Origin of the sequence: Butyricimonas sp. RTP31003st1_G1_RTP31003_210430, from assembly GCF_040920905.1 — a bacterium.
In the GTDB taxonomy this organism is placed as follows: domain Bacteria; phylum Bacteroidota; class Bacteroidia; order Bacteroidales; family Marinifilaceae; genus Butyricimonas; species Butyricimonas paravirosa.
Genome location: NZ_JBCOSQ010000068.1, coordinates 1 through 17,248, shown reverse-complemented (window position 1 = coordinate 17,248; position 17,248 = coordinate 1). Strand labels below are relative to the sequence as shown.

Genomic DNA, 17,248 nt, shown 5'->3' with positions numbered 1-17,248 from the left:
TTATTTCTTACAATGCATCACGCAATTGTGACACTTGGTTAATTCTCCTCTTAATCGTTTATCCACCAAACTATCAATCTCTTCCCGGAGCGGCTCAAGTTTCACCCGTCCGACAATCTCATGCGCAAAACCGAACATCATCATCATTCGAGCCTCTGCCTCCCCGATCCCGCGGGAACGAAGATAGAACATTGCCTCCTCGTCGATCTGTCCGACCGTAGCCCCGTGACTACACTTCACGTCGTCGGCATCAATCACCAGCTGGGGTTTCGTGTTCACTTGAGCCGTATCCGTCAATAATAGATTATTGTTTGCTTGATAGGCCTCCGTTTTTTGAGCATCGGGACGCACGACGATCCGTCCGGCAAAATTAGCCAGTGCCGCATCGTCCAACACGCCTTTGAAATGTTGATTACTTGTACAATGAGGTGCAATATGGTCGATAAAGGTGAAGTTGTCCACCTGTTGTTTTTTATCCGACAAATACATCCCGTAAAGATTACTCTCGCATCCTTCTTCCGTCAAAGCGGCAAAAAGATTGTTACGAATGAACCCACCATACAGGGTAATCACGTTTGCATCATACCGGGAATTGCGTTTCTGGGAAACGAACACGCTGTTTATCTGGGAAGCCTCGATATGTTGATTCTGAACATGGTAGTATTCAAAAGCCGCATTCTCCCCGACAACCACTTCCGTGGTATTATTCGATAAAAAGCTATCATCGGAAAGCGTGTGGTCGCAAACCAAAATAGTCGCCTTAGCATCACGTCCCAAGATAACCATGTTCCTCTGGAACGACATCAAGTCCGCATTCGCCCGCATCAGGTTCACAATCTGCAACGGACGCTCCATCACCACCCGATCCGGAACATACACGAATACCCCGTCTTGGGCAAATGCCGTGTTCAGTGCCACTAATCCATCCGCATCTGCCGGTTTCGTGTACTGATTATAATGTCTTTCAAATAACTCTTTATACTTCACGCTGGCCTCTGCCATACTGCAAATCACCACACCTTCGGGAATTTCCGGTACAACATTCTCCTGCACGAACCAACCGTTGATCGTCAAAATCAGATTGGTGTCCAAATTCGGCACGTGACATTTGAATATCTCGCCCAGTTCCACGCCTTGCTTGATATTTTTCAGCACCACCTTATAATCCCGGTCAAACACCGGTAAGGTATCCGCGTAAAGATAATCCTCCGTTTTATAGGGGATTCCTCCCAAGGCCTCGAAACGTTGAAACGCCTCCTCCCGGTGTCGGTTCATCACGTCACCGCATCCTTCCTGCAGTAACCGTTGTCCCTCCCGAAACAGAGTCGCGAAATCATTATTTATCTTTTCTAATCTTTCCATCTTCCATTACTTACCGGACTCAACTTCCTGTTTAATCCAATCATAACCATACTTCTCTAACTCCAAGACCAACTCTTTTCCAGCCGTCTTCACGATGCGCCCGTCATACAACACGTGTACAACATCCGGCACGATGTAATCCAACAAACGCTGGTAATGAGTGATCACGATAGTAGAGTTATCCGGTCGTTTCAGCTTGTTCACCCCGCTGGCAACAATACGTAACGCATCAATGTCCAAACCGGAATCCGTTTCGTCCAGAATAGCCAGTTTCGGTTCCAACACTGCCATCTGGAATATCTCGTTCTTTTTCTTCTCCCCGCCGGAAAAACCTTCATTCAGAGAACGGTTCAACAAACGACTGTCAATGTTCACCATCTCCATTTTCTCCCGGATCATTTTCAGAAACTCGCTTGCCGGGTAAGGAGGTAATCCCTTATACTTACGTTGCTCGTTTACCGCAGTCTTCAAGAAATTAACGGTACTCACACCCGGAATCTCTACCGGGTACTGGAAACTTAGGAATATCCCTTCCCTTGCCCGGTCTTCTGCCGGAAGTTCCAACAGATTCTTCCCGTTAAACCAAACTTCCCCTTCCGTCACCTCGAAACACTCCCGTCCCGTAAGCACGGCCGACAAAGTACTCTTCCCTGCCCCGTTCGGTCCCATAATCGCGTGAACCTCCCCGGCATTCACCTCCAAATCAATCCCTTTCAATATTTCTTTTCCGTCTATCGCGGCATGTAAGTTTTTTATCTTTAGTAAACCCATTTTATTTTAGATTTTAAATTTAGATTTCAGATTCCAATCCCTCGAACCGCCTCCATTCCAAAATCATAAATCATAATTCATAAATCGATAAATCTATAAACTTTTAGCTCTTAGCTTTTAGTTTTTAGCTTTTAGTTTCCTATCCCACGCTTCCCGCCAAACTAATTTGCAACAGCTTTTGTGCCTCGACGGCAAACTCCATTGGCATTTTATTGATCACATCTCCGGCATATCCTTTAATGATCAAACCAATGGCATCTTCTGTTGAAATTCCTCGCTGGTTACAATAGAATATCTGGTCTTCCCCAATCTTGGAGGTTGTAGCCTCGTGTTCCACCTGTGCCGTGGGATTCGCCACTTCCAAATAAGGGAACGTGTGAGCCCCGCATTTATCTCCCAATAACAAAGAATCGCATTGTGAAAAATTCCGGGCATTCTTACAATTTTTCACCACCTTCACCCGGCCCCGGTAAGAGTTGGAACTATATCCCGCCGAAATACCTTTCGATACGATCCGACTACGAGTGTTATTTCCGATATGGATCATCTTGGTTCCCGTGTCTGCCTGTTGGTAATTATTAGTCACGGCCACAGAGTAAAACTCGCTGACAGATCCGTCTCCCTTCAATATTGTACTCGGGTATTTCCAGGTAACCGCAGATCCGGTCTCCACCTGTGCCCAGATCAATTTGGCATTTTCCCCTTTGCAGATGCCCCGTTTGGTCACGAAATTATAGATACCACCTTTCCCGTTTTTATCTCCGGGGTACCAGTTTTGCACGGTACTGTATTTCACTTCCGCATTCTTTTCCACCACGATCTCCACGATGGCAGCATGTAACTGATTCTCGTCCCGTTGCGGTGCAGTACATCCTTCCAAGTAGCTCACGAAACTCTCCTCTTCTGCCACGATCAAAGTACGTTCAAACTGTCCAGTATTTGCCGCATTGATCCGGAAATAAGTGGACAACTCCATCGGGCAACGAACCCCTTTCGGGATGTAAACAAACGATCCGTCACTAAACACGGCCGAATTTAACGCAGCAAAGAAATTGTCAGCATAGGGGACAACCGAACCCAGATAACGTTTCACTAAATCCGGGTGATTCTTCACGGCCTCGGAGAACGAGCAAAAGATCACTCCCCGTTCTGCCAGCGTCTCCTTGAACGTGGTCTTCACGGACACGCTATCCATCACGGCATCCACTGCCACCCCGGATAACGCTTTTTGTTCGTCCAAAGGAATACCCAATTTGTCAAACGTCGCTTTCAACTCGGGATCGACCTCATCCCACGATTTCTTTACCTCCTGTTTCGGGGCCGCGTAGTACACGATGTCCTGATAATCAATCGGAGGAATCTCCAATTTCGCCCACGTGGGCATTTTCATCGTAAGCCAGTGACGGTAAGCCTTCAAACGGAATTCCAAGAGCCATTCCGGCTCTTCCTTCTTTTGTGAAATCAAGCGGATCACCGATTCATTCAATCCCTTCCCGATCATCTCGGTTTCCACGTCAGAAACAAAACCGTATTTATACTCACCCTCAGTTACTTCATTCAATATATCGTCTTGTTCTTTAGCCATAACTTTTTTACCCTATTATCTCCAATTTATCAATCTGTGCAAAAGTACAAAAAAATATTACCTATCAATCATCTATCAGGTAGATAATATCTATTACGTGATAAATCCCCGTTATGATTCATTCTCTCTTGCGAAATACCTCATCATAAACTTATAACCTGCAAACTTGTAACCTGTAACGTGGCGTAGCCACATTATCATTTGCTCGATTCATCAATTTAGCGTATTTTTGTTTTGAATATTAAGAACTGAAACATGAGTGAAAACAAACCATTGACGAAACTATCCACGTTAGGGGAGTTCGGATTGATCCGCCACCTGACACAAGATATAAAATTAAAAAACGCATCTTCCTTGAAAGGGGTTGGTGACGATGCAGCCGTACTTGATTACAAGGATAAAAAAATATTGGTCAGCACGGATATGCTGATCGAAGGAGTACATTTCGATCTGGCCTATGCCCCGTTGAAACATCTAGGGTACAAGGCTGTAGCGACAAACGCCAGCGACATATACGCCATGAACGGAACTCCCCGGCAGATCACAGTTTCTCTTGCTGTTTCCAACCGTTTCTCTTTGGAAGCGGTCGATGAATTGTACGAGGGCATTTATCTTGCCTGCGACCACTACGGGATTGATCTCGTGGGCGGTGACACGACCTCTTCCCAAACGGGAATGTGTATCAGTATCACGGTGATCGGAGAGGCTGACGAGGAAGATATTGTTTATCGCAATACCGCACGGGAAAATGACCTGATTTGTGTCAGTGGGAATTTGGGTGCCGCTTACATGGGACTTCAGTTGTTGGAGAGAGAAAAAGTCGTGTTCAAGGAAAATCCCAATGCCCAACCGGACTTCTCGGGGTATGAATATATCCTCGAACGCCAGCTAAAACCGGAAGCCAGAATGGACATCATCCAATTACTCAAGGAAAAAGGCATTAAGCCGACTGCCATGATGGACGTTTCCGACGGGCTTTCATCCGAGGTATTGCACATCTGCCATGATTCCGGCCTCGGTTGCAACATCTACGAGGAAAAGATTCCGATTGATTACCAGACTTTCAAAATGGCCGAGGAGCTTAACATGAATGCCACGGTATGCGCTCTTTCCGGGGGAGAGGATTATGAACTCTTGTTCACCGCACCACTGGATGCCTACGATAAACTGATTACCATGGAAGAGATCAGTATCATCGGACATACTTGTGCCAAAAGCGAAGGTTATAATTTAATCACGAAGGACGGTAATTCATTCGAGCTGAAAGCCCAAGGCTGGGTAAACTTTAACCCGTCCGAAGAAAAATAACAGACAACCATGAACAAACTGGAAAACATACTTGACGAATCTTTACTACACAGTGCCAGCGGGGACCGGAAGGCCCTCCGCCTGTTACTAAAGAAAGTCATTCCCGATCGTTTTCATTATTACCATGAAAGCCGGGATATCACCCGCCAGGAGGAATACGCCGATTTGTTGTACAAGATTCTCCTACTCGAACTGGATGAAGAAGAAGAGGAAAGCATCGAGCTGGCAGAACTTGCTTATCTAGGCATCAGCGAGTGTATCTCGTCAGCCCCGGCACGCATCTACGAGTGCCTCAAAAAGCGTATCATCCTGATGCACTATTTCGCGGACTATTTCACGGATAGCCTAATCGAAGTCTTCTTGAAAAAATACCGGGAGAACAACCTGTTGGAAGCCCGAAACCTAGCCTTGGAATCCATCGAACGGATGCAATTGTTCGATATTTTCTTGATAGAACAGAATTTCGATGACCGTATCGACCGGGATGAACAATTGACAGATGTCTGCAACGGCATAGAACTCGCTCCCAACCTCACGGACGAAGAACTGACGGAAGCACAATTAATGCACCAAGTGTTATACGCTTATTTGAAAGCGAAATACCGAAAATGATACAAAAAAACAGAGAGCTTTTTCAAACTCTCTGTTTTCTCATTCTTAACGATTCGAATTAAATCTTCTTTCTCTTGGGAATCTTTGACCTCTGTCGTCGCCACCTTCTTCTCTGGGTCTAGCCTTTTTCACAACGATTTTTCTTCCTTGGAATTCAGTTTCGTTTAAGGCATTGATCGCGTTGAAACCTTCCGTTTCATCTTCCATCTCAACAAAACCAAAACATTTAGAGTTACCAGTTTCTTTGTCCATAATAACTTTGGCTGAAGAAACAGAACCATGCTCTGAGAAAAGAGCTTGTAAGTCCTCACTTGTGGTCGTGGAACTTAACTTTGCAACAAAAATATTCACAATAAAAATAATTAAAATTAATAATACATATAGAAGGGTACGTAGAGGTATATCTTTGGTTTCAACGATAAACAACTATTTATCTTCTAATGCGACAAATATAAGTAATTTCTTAATAATCAAAAATTAATCACGCATTTTTTCTTTATTTTACACCAGATTTATTCCCTTATCATAGATATTGAATCACAGCCTGTTTTCATCAATTCGATTCCATATTCATCATTTTTTTTACATTTTCCTCCACTTTTTCTCCCTAAACGCTTGCGATTTCAAAAATTTTCCCTACTTTTGCACCCGTTAAACAATAACGATGGTGCCATAGCTCAGTTGGTAGAGCAAAGGACTGAAAATCCTTGTGTCCCCGGTTCGATTCCTGGTGGCACCACTGAAAATGAGAGAGTTACGAAAGTGACTCTCTTTTCTTTTACCCTCAAAAATGCCATTTTTAAACCAATGTTTAAACTACGGTTAAACCAATTTGTCAACCAGAATGTCAACCAAGATTTTGATCTCATTCCTTAACGATACATCAAAAATGGAAAGACATAAACAACATTTACCCTTGTCTCGGGATTACGAGTAACCGTTGATTTATTCTTGCCTGCAGGCTGCCTCCCTGTTGTCTCTCCACACTTTTTCTCGGCAAATGTTATCTTTGCTTATATCTTGTTAAAATGGCGGCGATAATCGGGCGATGATCGGGCGACAATCGGGCGACTGCGCCTAACAGCCTTTTAAGAGTCGCCCAACGACCTGGCAATTTCCATGATTTACCCTAGAGAAACCCCGTTAAATCCTATAAAAAAGGATTCTCCTACCGGTTTTTTTAATAAAAAAGGGCCACGCCAATTATCGAACTGCGATACGGTAACCGCACCTACAACTGCCTTATCATCTCGAATTGTTTTCCCGTCGGTTCAATATTCTTCGAGCGCAAGAATGCGGTCATCGAATCGCAAGTAACATCGACATTCAATATCTTTACGGAATTTAATTTATTCATTTCGAGCATCTTTTGCAACAGCAAGGAACCTATGTCCTTACGACGGAACGATCTGTCAACAGCAATCTGGGTAACATCCCCGGACACGGGTTCGAAAACCCCATACCCAACCAATCTGTTTTCAATGAAAACACCCAGACAAACGAAAGTATCAGCCGCCCTACCTATCGCCTCCAAACTATTCTGCCAAGACGGCTTGAAATCCCAGAAATCAGAGACCGAAACGTGATCCTCGATCCGAATAACCTGTAACGTGTAAGGAATATCAACGTGTACCTTGTTTCGAACCTGTCTGGTCTCCGCCCTAAAATAATAAAATTCCCGCGTCACCTGGAAACCGATCTTTCGATAAACGGAAACCGCTCCCGTGTTATGCTGCAACACTTCCAACAAGTACTCTTTAATTCCGGCCTCCTTCAAATAAGGAATGGAGGACTCAAACACCCGTGTTGCCAACCCGGTTCCCCGGTAATCTTTCAATGTTCCGGTTCCCGTGTCGTATGCCGTCCGAATCCCGTTGAAATCCCCGATCCCATTACAAGTAAACGAAACGATCTTATCCCCATCAAATGCGGCAAAAGAAAGTTCCGGATCAAAACCTCGTCGTTTCAGCATGGCCTGTAACTCCACACGATTCAATTGCATCTCATACTCGGCAAAAGCCTGCCGGAACGCCTCGAATAATTCATCGAAACTCGTATCTTTCAAAGATTTAATTCTAATATCTACCATATTATTTATCATTAGCACATTTTGTAAAGAGCTCCAAAATAGAGGAACATCACTCTTTTATTAATACCCGTTTCGAGACCAGTGGGACAATCACCCGATGAAACGGTTTGATAAAGAAGAAATAGACTCTCCCTATCCGGTTGTGATATTTCACCCACGTGGAGACTTCCGTGGTCTGCCTGCCTCCTTCTTCCGGGCAAATAAATACCGAAACGTAAAAAAGTAAATGACTATCATCCATTCGCATGATCGCCTCCCGTTCATTTTCCTCCACGATCAAGTTCTTTACCCGTGGAGCTTTCGTTTCGATCCCGAAAGGTTTCACGAGAAAGGCCCGGAATTTGTACAAGGCCCGGAGCCACGCGGGATTATACGAGAATATTCTTGTAATGACCTCCGCCGGAGATAACCCGTTCACGTCGGTTTGTACCGAAAATGTGTCATGGTAATCCACCGGAAGATATTTTTCAATTAGCCGACCCGTTTCGTTCGTATCATTCATTAGTGTGACATTTTAAATAGAAGTTCAAACTTCGATCTCGTAAATCCGGGAGTTCTCGCCCCACGGATGGTACCCCTGTCTGATATAGCGGAAACCGTATTTCTCGTAATACCCCACGTGTTCCGTTGAAAGGTACATGCGGCTGAATCCCGCCTTACGGGTATCTTCTTTTGCTTTTTCCATCAACAACACGGCATAAGCATTTCCCCGATACGCCTCATCGATATACAAGGCACAAAGCCAAGGATATAAATCCATCCGGCTGATAAAATCATTCGTGATCAAGCCGGCACATCCCATGATAACCCCCTCTTTTTCCAACAGGTACCATTGTGGCAATACATCCTCACTCCCCACGGCATGAGTGATACAATCCTCGTATATTTCCGGGGCGACTTCCGTCCACTTGCCGGGGAAATATTTTATGGCGATCTCTTTATATTCCGGGTTTTCCCGTACGGATATTACTCTCATCATCAATTCATATTTTAATTATTATACATTACTTTCCTGCCCGGTATTCATTGGGCGTTTTCCCGGTCATGCGGTGGAAAAACTTACTGAAAAAAGAGGGATTGGGAAAATTCAACTCGTCGGCAATCTGGTACACCAATTTATCACTATGGAGCAACTGGATTTTAACCTCCTGGATAACCGCCTCGTTGATCCAGTCCATCACCGTGTGATCACTAACCTGCCGGATCAAGGTATTCAAATAACGGGGAGTCAGGTACAAACGATCCGCGTAGAAAGCCACGTTACGCTCACGGATCGCGTACTTATTCACCAAGCTGAGAAACCGGTTAAACACTTCTTCTTGGCGGGTATATTTCGCATGTCCGACGGAATGACCGTTTTGTTGTAAATAGGCTATTTGATGAAACAGGGTTGAAATCAGACTTTGCACCGTACCTTTAGGAAAAGGAACATCATGTACCACTTCCCACAGCAAAGAAAAAATAGTCTCCAACCGTCGCTCAATCACCTCGTTCAACGACAGCCACAAGTAAAGCCGCCCTTGGAGATAAGCCATCAATTGCTCCTCTTTCTGCCAGCCTTCCATGAAACTATTGGCAATTCCCACCATCGACAATTCGCAATCCGGAGACATTTCCACGAACTCGGCCACCGTGCCGGGAGACGCCACCACCATTTGATGAGCCTTTATGGTCAGATCGTGCAAATTGGCCCGAATCCGAACATACCCGGAACGCAGATGCACGATACGCCCTTCCGTCAATCGATAAGGTTGTCCGAAAACGATCAGAGAACTGTTCAAATCCCTCATTCCAACCACGGAACGGACAATAACAAACTCCTCTGAAATGAAACGATAATCGTTACAAGGTTGTATGGGCCAAGCCTGCACCTGTTTCAAGGCTAAATTCAATAATCCGTTTTGTTTCATAAGACATGACGATTTCCTACAAAGATAATATTTTACCCGAAATACAAACAAAAAATCGCATTTTTCGAACAAATAGAACATTCACCACTACTAATGGAGCCTTAATATATTCATCCGTCATGTACCTTTGTCGTAGAAATAATTAAAAACATAAATATATGATACGAACCTTTTTTCTGATCCTGTTTGCCAGCCTGGTGCTACAAGCCTCCGGGCAACTTACCCTCGAAGGATGTCGGCAAAAGGCCCAAGACCATTACCCGCTTGCCCGTCAGTACAAACTGATCGAGTTGTCGGAAAGTTACAGTCTTGCCAATGCCGCCAAAGGCAACCTTCCCCAGATCAGCCTCAGCGGGAAAGCCTCTTATCAAAGTGATGTCACGCAAATCCCTTTCGACATCCCCGAACTTTCCATCAAGGGCTTGCCCAAAGACCAGTACCAAATTATGCTGGAAGTGAAACAGAACCTCTGGGACGGTGGACATATCCGGTCGCAGAAGCAACAAACAAAAGCCACATCCCAAGAGGCCGAGAGCCAGTTAGACGTGAATATGTATGCATTAAATGAACGGGTGAATCAAGTTTACTTTGGTATTCTTTTGCTGGACGAACAATTGGAACAAAACACACTATTAAATGAAGAACTGCAACGCAATTTGAAAAACGTTATGGCTTACCGGGATAACGGTATCGCCAACGACGCTGATGTCGATGCCGTACAGGTTGAAATTCTCAACACGCAACAACAACGGGTCAGCTTGGAATCCAACCGGGCCGCCTACCTGCGTATGCTCGCCCTCCTCATCGGGGAAAATTTGGCAACCGACACGCAACTGGTAAAACCAATCGTCCCACAAGGTAATAGTTCTGACGTGATCAACCGCCCGGAACTATCCCTGTATACCGCTCAGGAAAACAGTATCAACGTGAAGGAACAAGCCTTAAAAACCGGCTATCGTCCCCAGCTCGGCCTGTTTGCACAAGGCGCTTACGGTAATCCGGGGTTAAATATGCTGAAGAACTCGTTTGAACCCTACTATATTGTAGGCGCACGACTGAGTTGGAATTTCGGTAGCCTGTACACCTTGAAAAACGACAAGCGCAAATTCACGACCGAACGACAACGCATCCAAAGTAACCGGGATTTATTCTTGTTCAACACCCACCTGCAACTGGCAGAACAACAAGGTGTCATCACCGCCCTGCAAAAACAGATGAAAACGGATAACGAGATCATCCGCCTCCGCACCAATATCCGTAAGTCTGCCGAGGCGAAAGTAGCCAACGGCACGTTGACCGTGACCGAGATGCTACGGGAACTGACGAATGAAAATCTGGCCCGGCAGAACAAGGCCCTGCACGAGATTCAGTTACTCATGGATATGTATCAACAAAAACATCTCACCAATTAACCCGGTGTGAAGATTAAAAAGTACAATACGAACAAATTTACAAACACTCAAGTATATGAAAACTCTAAATATGATCCTCATGGCGGTAATCGCAACTCTCTTGTCCGCCTGTAACTCAGAAAAAGAACATGACGCTACCGGGACATTCGAGGCCACGGAAATCATCGTGTCCTCCGAGGCCAGTGGAAAACTTTTTTACCTGAACGCCGAAGAAGGAACACGGTTATCCCAAGGAACGGAAATCGGGCTAGTCGATACCGTACAACTCTACCTGAAAAAATTACAACTGCAAGCCAGTATGAAATCAGTTGACAAGCAACGTCCCGATATACGTAAACAGATTGCTGCCCTACAGGAACAAATCGCAACAGCGAAACGAGAACGGGCCCGCGTGGCAAATTTGCTGAAAGCCAATGCCGCTAATCAAAAGCAACTGGACGACTGGGACTCTCAGTTAACCGTGCTGCAACGTCAGCTCGATGCACAAGTTTCCTCCTTACAGAACAGTACCGCCAGTCTGAATGAACAGAGTTCTTCCGTGGCAATACAAGTGGCCCAAGTGGAAGACCAACTACAAAAGTGCCACATTCTCGCCCCTATCAACGGAACGATTCTTGCCAAATACGCAGAACCCGGAGAATTGGCCTCCGTCGGAAAACCTCTTTTCAAAATCGCTGACATCGAGAATATGTACCTACGGGCATACATCACCTCTTCCCAACTCGCCACGGTCAAGTTGAACGACCCGGTAAAAGTCTTCGCGGACTTCGGTAACGGGGAGAAAAAAGAGTATAACGGCACGGTGACTTGGATCGCCGACGAGGCGGAGTTCACCCCGAAGACCATACTGACCGACGACGAGCGGGCCAACCAGGTTTATGCCGTAAAAATAGCCGTCCGCAATGACGGAACAATCAAAATAGGTATGTACGGAGAAGTAAAATTCTGATTATGAAATATCTTATCGAAACGAGCCACCTCGGAAAGCGATACGGTGACGTGCAAGCCCTGCATGATGTCTCTTTTCAAGTCGGGCGAGGGGAATTGTTCGGGCTTATCGGCCCGGACGGTTCCGGAAAGTCCACGCTTTTCCGTATTCTCACTACCTTGCTGGTCGCGGACGAAGGAGAGGCTCGGGTAAATGGCAATAATGTCGTCACTAGCTATAAACAGATCAGACGGAGCATTGGTTATATGCCCGGAAAATTCTCACTCTATCAAGACTTGACGGTAGAAGAAAACTTGAATTTCTTTGCCACGGTTTTCAACACCACGGTAGAGGCCCATTATGACCAAATCAAAGAAATTTACGATCAGATTGCCCCTTTTAAAGACCGACGGGCCGGAGCTTTGTCGGGTGGGATGAAACAAAAACTCGCCTTATGTTGCGCTTTGATTCACAACCCGGAAGTTCTTTTCCTTGATGAACCGACCACCGGAGTCGATCCCGTGTCACGTAAAGAATTCTGGCAAATGCTTCATCGCTTGCAGGAACGAGGAATCACGATTGTCGTCTCCACCCCTTTCATGGATGAGGCACGGCAATGTGACCGTATCGCTTTTTTACAACACGGCCACATTCAGGGAATCGATACCCCGGCAGTTATTCTGGAAAGATTCAAAGATATACTTTGCCCTCCCGGACTGGAACATGACACATCTCACCAAGAGGCACAAACCGTTATCCGGGTCGAACAACTGGTCAAGACATTCGGGAACTTCACGGCCGTTGACCATATCTCGTTCGAGGTCAAGCGAGGGGAAATATTCGGTTTCTTGGGAGCCAATGGTGCCGGGAAAACAACTGCCATGCGGATTCTCTGCGGGTTGAGTCGTCCCTCTTCCGGGAAAGCCGAAGTGATGGGCTACGATGTCCGCACTCAAAGCGAGGATATAAAGAAACACATCGGTTACATGAGTCAGAAATTCTCGCTCTATGAAGACCTGAAAGTATGGGAAAACGTCCGGTTATTTGCCGGTATATACGGGGTTCCTGAATCGGAAATCGCTCCCCGGACAGAAGAGATGCTGAAACGCATCGGGTTACACGATGAACGGGAAACTCTCGTGCGGGAACTTCCCCTGGGCTGGAAACAGCGACTGGCATTCTCCGTGTCCATCTTTCACAACCCGCAACTGGTGTTTCTTGACGAACCGACCGGGGGTGTCGATCCGGCTACCCGACGGCAATTCTGGCAATTGATTTATCAAGCGGCCGACCGGGGTATCACCATTTTTGTCACCACTCACTACATGGATGAAGCCGAATATTGCGACCGCATCTCCATGATGGTCGACGGGCAAATCAAGGCTCTGGATTCCCCGGAAGGACTAAAGGCCCGTTTCCATGCCGCTAATATGGACGAAGTTTTTCACCAACTGGCTCGTAATGCCACCCGTTCATCCGATTAATCGTACCGCTTATGAAACAGTTTATCGCTTTTGTCAAAAAAGAATTCCACCATATCCTACGGGACCGACGCACTATGCTGATCCTTATCGGGATGCCTATCGTGCAGATCATCCTGTTCGGATTCGCCATATCCACGGAAGTAAGGAACGTGCAGACAGCCATTCTCACGTCGTCCGTAAACTCGGACACCCGCCATATTATCGATCGTCTGGATGCCAGCGAGTACTTCACCGTGAAATACGTCGTTCATACCAACGAGGAACTGAACCAGCTCTTCCGCAAAGGAAAGATCGAGCTGGGGATTGCCTTCCCCCGGGAACTGCAAAGGCAGCGATTCGATTCGGAAAGCATACAAATTATAGCCGATGCCACCGATCCCAATCTGGCAATCACCCGCGGTAGTTATGCCAACGGAATTATCGCCACAGCCGCGGCAGAACTCCGGCAAGCGGGCATCCAACACCCCTCGATTGTCATGCACACAAAATTGCTCTACAACCCGCAGATGCGAAGTGCCTATAATTTCGTACCGGGAGTCATGGGACTGATTCTCATGCTGATTTGTGCCATGATGACTTCCATCTCTATTGTCCGGGAAAAGGAAACCGGGACGATGGAAATACTACTGGTCTCCCCCATGAATTCCTTGTTTGTCATTCTCTCGAAAGCCGTACCTTATTTCGTACTTTCCATATTGAACCTGACAACCATTCTACTCCTGTCATTCTTCGTGCTGGATGTCCCGATCGCAGGAAGTCTCACGGCTCTGGTAGGAGTGTCACTCGTATTCATCTTTGTGTCGCTCGCCCTCGGATTGTTGATTTCCAACGTAACGCAGACACAAGTTGCCGCCATGCTGGCCTCCGGAATGGTGTTGATGCTCCCCACGATTATTCTATCGGGGATTATCTTCCCGATCGAGAGCATGCCCGGCATATTACAGGGTATTTCATGTTTCATCCCGGCACGCTGGTATGTCAGCATTGTCCGCAGAATCATGATCGAGGGAGTTCCATTCATGTACGTGTGGAAGGAAACCGCAATACTACTTTTCATGGCCGTGGTACTCATCGGCATCACGACCCGAACATTCAAAAACCGTTTAGAGTAAGGAGGAATAATCATGATATTACGTTACCTGATCGAAAAAGAGTTCAAGCAATTAAAACGCAACAGTTTCCTACCCCGTCTTATCCTGATGTTTCCCGTTATGATGATGCTCGTCATGCCTTGGGCAGCCACGCTGGAAATTGAAGACCTGCGCATTGCTATTATAGACAACGACCACAGCCCCTCATCTCAAAGGCTGGTTCACCAAATCGAGGCATCACGCTATTTCCAGTTAACCGAAACCCCGGCAACCTATAAAGAGGGTATGGTTGCTATTGAAAAAGATGAGGCCGACATTATCCTGGAGATTCCGAGGGGTTTTGAGAAGGAACAGGCCAACGGACGCCCGGCATCAACGCTCGTGGCAGTCAATGCCGTCAACGGGACCAAAGGCAGTTTGGGGAGTTCTTACCTCTCTCAGATATTGTCACCTCAAAGCATATCGACTTCCGTAAGATACCAGTTTAACCCGCATCTGAACTATAAAGTATTCATGGTTCCGGCACTCATGACCATGGTGCTAGTCATGCTCTGCGGCTTCCTTCCCGCCTTGAACGTGGTGGGAGAAAAGGAAGTCGGCACGATCGAGCAGATTAACGTGACTCCCGTCAGCCGTTTCGCATTCACGCTGTCCAAACTCATTCCCTATTGGCTGATCGGGTTTCTCGTGCTTAACTTGTGTATCGGTTTGGCCTGGCTTATATATGGAATTGTTCCCGTCGGTAGCCTATTCACCATCTATCTGGCAACACTGGTTTTCATTCTCGTTGTTTCGGGATTGGGGTTGATCATCTCTAACCATTCGGCCACCATGCAGCAAGCCATGTTTGTCATGTGGTTCTGTATGCTGATTTTTATCTTGATGAGCGGTTTGTTCACCCCCATCAGTAGTATGCCAACGTGGGCGCAATGCATCACTTATGCCAATCCTCTACGCTATTTCATGGAAATCATGCGTATGGTTTACCTGAAAGGAAGCAGCATCGGTGACATCATGTCCCAACTTTGCACGCTGGGAGCATTTGCCACCGGGTTATATTGCTGGGCGATTTATAGTTACAGGAAACAACAATAGAATGTTCCCATAACCCGGCCTCGTATGGTTTTCCGATTGATTAACACGAAGTCGCCACGTTTACTACCATTCGATTTTTGTTCCGGGTGTATCGCATATACCAAATGCAAATCAGCAAGGAAACGAAAGTCGAGATGGGCGGGGCGAATCCCATGATAAACAAAGAAGACTGGTCGATCAGACTGAACAGATACGAAAGGGGTATTCGTACCAAAAAGGTGGCAATCAGGCTGTGAATCATCGGGAACACGGAGTTTCCCTGTCCGCTGAAGTAGGAATTGATACAGAACACGAAACTCACCAGCACACAGTCAATACTATAACCGCGCAAATATTCCGCCGCCACGGCAACAACCGCCGGATCGTTCGTGAATATTCCCGTCAAGGTTTCCGGCAGGAATTGCGAGTATATGCAAACCGATAGCCCGAAGACCAATGCCATCCCGATACCCGAATAAAGACAACGATTCATACGAGAGATTAATTTCGCCCCGTAATTCTGTGCCGTCATCGTAGCTACCGCCGAGGATATGGCCATCGGGGGCAACATGGCAAATACAATGATTTTCTCAACAACGCCTAAAGAGGCCGACGCAATCACTCCCATCTGGTTCACGATTACAGTGATCAAGAGAAAGGAGACATTAATCAAAGCATCTTGCAAAGCAATGGGAGCCCCCAAGGTCACGATCTTTTTCGAAAGAATACGATCCAAGCGAATATCATGTCTCGAGAACTCGAAACGAAAGCCTTTCCGGTAGAAAAACCATAACGCCGTGGCGAAACTGATTCCTTGTGACGAGATGGTCGCTATGGCAGCCCCCGCCGCCCGCATACCGCAATACCCGACCAGGATGAAATCAAGCACAATATTAATCACGCAGGCTAATCCCACGAAATAGAGAGGTGTTTTGGAATCGCCCAGTCCGCGGAGAATACCACAAATGACGTTATAGCCCATGATGAAAGGAATTCCAATGGAACAGATCAAAATGTAATGTTTCGTGTCACGCATCGCTTCCACGGGTGTATGCATTAGCGAAGCTATCGCTCCATGACTCAGAGTCATAACCAATGTAAGCGATATACCCAACAAGGCAAATAACCAAATAGATGAACCGATTGTCGAGGCCACCTGTCGATCGTCCCTCGCTCCCGTGGCAATAGCAATCAACACCGTCGTCCCCGTCGTGAGCCCAAGAATGATTCCCGTGATGGTCTGCATCACCTGACTACCAATAGCAACTGCGGCAACGCTGGCCGCATCATCATATTGTCCCACGACAAATAAATCCGCACCACCATATAACGCTTGAAGAACATTCGCAATTAAAAACGGGACTGCAAACTGAAGTAATACCTTTGGCACCCGGCCTTGTGTCAAATCCAACTCTTTCATTTATCGTTCTCGCACTTTAAGAATCACGGCTCCCCGTGATCTGTTTTACAATATATTGCACACCCAATGCAATTAGCGGGTGCAAATGTAGGACAAATAAGTTACGATAAAAAATGAGGCTGTCCCAAAAGTCATTTTATCCTCAAAAAACTCCTCCGTCACTTCGTGCCACCTCCTCTATAAACAGAGGAGGAGCTGGTGA

General features: G+C 46.3%; 16 protein-coding genes and 1 tRNA gene. 8 read left to right on the top strand and 9 right to left on the bottom strand.

Features of this window, described 5'->3' with window-relative positions; translation table 11 throughout:
- The 3 genes from sufD to sufB all read right to left on the bottom strand — a co-directional run bounded on the left by sufD (nucleotide 1) and on the right by sufB (nucleotide 3,718).
- On the bottom strand, nucleotides 1-1,362 hold the full coding sequence (gene sufD, locus AB5542_RS17255; protein WP_279041099.1) for a Fe-S cluster assembly protein SufD: 1,362 nt from the start codon (nucleotides 1,360-1,362) through the stop codon (nucleotides 1-3).
- Nucleotides 1,363-1,368: 6 nt separating this feature from the next.
- Complete coding sequence (gene sufC / locus AB5542_RS17250) at nucleotides 1,369-2,133, bottom strand: Fe-S cluster assembly ATPase SufC (RefSeq protein ID WP_087421658.1); 765 nt, start codon at nucleotides 2,131-2,133, stop codon at nucleotides 1,369-1,371.
- A gap of 139 nt (nucleotides 2,134-2,272) precedes the next feature.
- Nucleotides 2,273-3,718 carry a Fe-S cluster assembly protein SufB gene (gene sufB, locus AB5542_RS17245; protein ID WP_087421657.1) on the bottom strand — a complete coding sequence of 482 codons (1,446 nt, stop codon included), beginning with the start codon at nucleotides 3,716-3,718 and terminating at the stop codon, nucleotides 2,273-2,275.
- 255 nt (nucleotides 3,719-3,973) lie between these two features.
- On the opposite strand from sufB, the gene thiL reads away from it, so the two are divergent.
- Together thiL and AB5542_RS17235 are read left to right on the top strand one after the other, a co-directional pair.
- On the top strand, nucleotides 3,974-5,026 hold the full coding sequence (thiL, locus tag AB5542_RS17240) for a thiamine-phosphate kinase (protein WP_279041097.1): 1,053 nt from the start codon (nucleotides 3,974-3,976) through the stop codon (nucleotides 5,024-5,026).
- Between the two features lie 9 nt (nucleotides 5,027-5,035).
- Nucleotides 5,036-5,638: a hypothetical protein gene (locus AB5542_RS17235; protein ID WP_279041095.1), complete on the top strand. Its 603-nt coding sequence runs from the start codon at nucleotides 5,036-5,038 to the stop codon at nucleotides 5,636-5,638.
- A gap of 45 nt (nucleotides 5,639-5,683) precedes the next feature.
- On the opposite strand, the gene AB5542_RS17230 is transcribed toward AB5542_RS17235, so the two are convergent.
- Nucleotides 5,684-5,989 (bottom strand): RNA recognition motif domain-containing protein, encoded by a 306-nt coding sequence (locus AB5542_RS17230; protein WP_087421891.1) that lies wholly within the window; start codon nucleotides 5,987-5,989, stop codon nucleotides 5,684-5,686.
- A 315-nt stretch (nucleotides 5,990-6,304) separates the two neighbouring features.
- On the opposite strand from AB5542_RS17230, the gene AB5542_RS17225 reads away from it, so the two are divergent.
- A tRNA-Phe gene (locus AB5542_RS17225) sits at nucleotides 6,305-6,377 on the top strand.
- A gap of 492 nt (nucleotides 6,378-6,869) precedes the next feature.
- Here the strand turns inward: AB5542_RS17225 and AB5542_RS17220 are convergent.
- The 4 genes from AB5542_RS17220 to AB5542_RS17205 are packed head-to-tail and all read right to left on the bottom strand — an operon-like array spanning nucleotide 6,870 to nucleotide 9,637.
- Entirely contained in the window at nucleotides 6,870-7,727 is an 858-nt protein-coding gene (locus AB5542_RS17220; protein WP_410518823.1) for a GNAT family N-acetyltransferase, read from the bottom strand.
- 49 nt (nucleotides 7,728-7,776) lie between these two features.
- Nucleotides 7,777-8,229, bottom strand: coding sequence for a DUF2867 domain-containing protein (locus tag AB5542_RS17215; RefSeq protein ID WP_279040495.1), 453 nt, complete (start codon nucleotides 8,227-8,229; stop codon nucleotides 7,777-7,779).
- Nucleotides 8,230-8,253: 24 nt separating this feature from the next.
- Complete coding sequence (locus AB5542_RS17210) at nucleotides 8,254-8,703, bottom strand: GNAT family N-acetyltransferase (RefSeq protein WP_279040528.1); 450 nt, start codon at nucleotides 8,701-8,703, stop codon at nucleotides 8,254-8,256.
- 28 nt (nucleotides 8,704-8,731) lie between these two features.
- The gene (locus AB5542_RS17205; RefSeq protein ID WP_087421652.1) at nucleotides 8,732-9,637 is read right to left on the bottom strand and encodes a helix-turn-helix domain-containing protein; all 906 of its coding nucleotides are present in this window, start codon (nucleotides 9,635-9,637) and stop codon (nucleotides 8,732-8,734) included.
- A 158-nt stretch (nucleotides 9,638-9,795) separates the two neighbouring features.
- Between AB5542_RS17205 and AB5542_RS17200 the strand changes: the two genes are divergently transcribed.
- Genes AB5542_RS17200 through AB5542_RS17180 form a run of 5 tightly spaced genes read left to right on the top strand, consistent with a single transcriptional unit; the run spans nucleotide 9,796 to nucleotide 15,647 of the window.
- Complete coding sequence (locus AB5542_RS17200) at nucleotides 9,796-11,049, top strand: TolC family protein (RefSeq protein WP_279040497.1); 1,254 nt, start codon at nucleotides 9,796-9,798, stop codon at nucleotides 11,047-11,049.
- A gap of 55 nt (nucleotides 11,050-11,104) precedes the next feature.
- On the top strand, nucleotides 11,105-11,998 hold the full coding sequence (locus tag AB5542_RS17195; protein ID WP_279040499.1) for an HlyD family secretion protein: 894 nt from the start codon (nucleotides 11,105-11,107) through the stop codon (nucleotides 11,996-11,998).
- A gap of 2 nt (nucleotides 11,999-12,000) precedes the next feature.
- Nucleotides 12,001-13,461: an ATP-binding cassette domain-containing protein gene (locus AB5542_RS17190; RefSeq protein WP_279040500.1), complete on the top strand. Its 1,461-nt coding sequence runs from the start codon at nucleotides 12,001-12,003 to the stop codon at nucleotides 13,459-13,461.
- 11 nt (nucleotides 13,462-13,472) lie between these two features.
- Complete coding sequence (locus AB5542_RS17185) at nucleotides 13,473-14,573, top strand: ABC transporter permease (RefSeq protein WP_087421648.1); 1,101 nt, start codon at nucleotides 13,473-13,475, stop codon at nucleotides 14,571-14,573.
- Between the two features lie 15 nt (nucleotides 14,574-14,588).
- Nucleotides 14,589-15,647, top strand: a complete 1,059-nt coding sequence (locus AB5542_RS17180; protein WP_279040529.1) for an ABC transporter permease — start codon at nucleotides 14,589-14,591, stop codon at nucleotides 15,645-15,647.
- Between the two features lie 40 nt (nucleotides 15,648-15,687).
- On the opposite strand, the gene AB5542_RS17175 is transcribed toward AB5542_RS17180, so the two are convergent.
- Nucleotides 15,688-17,046, bottom strand: a complete 1,359-nt coding sequence (locus AB5542_RS17175; protein WP_279040502.1) for an MATE family efflux transporter — start codon at nucleotides 17,044-17,046, stop codon at nucleotides 15,688-15,690.
- Nucleotides 17,047-17,248 lie beyond the last annotated feature (202 nt).